Here is a 763-nt window from a genome sequence, read left to right as displayed (position 1 = left end):
CGACCCAGTTCAGCCATGCGGACCATCGTCGGCGTTTCCCGAAAGCCGACATTGGTCGGCCGTCTGGCGCTGTGCGCTTGGGGCGGCGTCTCCCCGCTTTGGGTTGCGCGAGGGATACACAATACGGGCCGGCGCAGAGGTGCCGTAGAATAAACCAGCCGCCTCCTGGCGTCGTGCCGTCCCTCGGTTCTGGTCTGTCGCTTTGTGGTGCGGTAGCAGCCCTTGAGTGGGGGTTTAGGATGCTGGCGCAATCCATCCTTGGGATGACACGGCGGCGCTGGCATTCGAAGGGCACACGAAAGAAAGTCTTCGACGTAAGCTTCAGAGTCCAGCCGTGCGCGATGCCGTAAAAGAGCAAGTGCGCCAGGAGCTGGCCCGGCGCGATCGCTGAGGACGATCGATTCGAGCAAGGTCCGACACAGTCTGAACTGCTCGCACAGCGCGCAGCACAAGGAACGCTGACGAACCCGTGGCCTGACCGGTCGGCTTTGGACCGGGCTGATTGCGAGGATCAGCCAGGACCAAAGGCGTTGGACCTGCGGCGCGGTCAGACGACGAACGCGGAGCAGGTCGTGCTCGAGCGGCGCCAGATCGCGGTGCAGACCGCCCAGGGCAAGAGTTTGGCCCTTGCAGGCAGGGAGGCGGAGATCTCCGGGCAGAGTTACTACCGCTGGCGCACGGAATGCGGTGGTCTGAAGCTCGATCAGGCCAGGAAGACGAACGATCTTGAGCGTGAGAGCGCTGGCTTGCGGCGGCTTGTGGC

The 763-nt window shown here is 64.0% G+C and carries 1 protein-coding gene; it reads left to right on the top strand.

All coding sequences use genetic code 11. The features are described 5' to 3' along the window. Positions 1 to 536: 536 nt before the first annotated feature. A partial coding sequence (locus tag MKK75_RS22675) for a transposase (protein WP_244044775.1) occupies positions 537 to 763 on the top strand: 227 nt, incomplete at its 3' end.

Origin of the sequence: Methylobacterium sp. J-030 (genome assembly GCF_022829545.1) — a bacterium.
Classification (GTDB): Bacteria; Pseudomonadota; Alphaproteobacteria; order Rhizobiales; family Beijerinckiaceae; genus Methylobacterium.
Note: the sequence above shows the minus strand (reverse complement) of the source record. Positions and strands in the feature narration are given on the sequence as shown.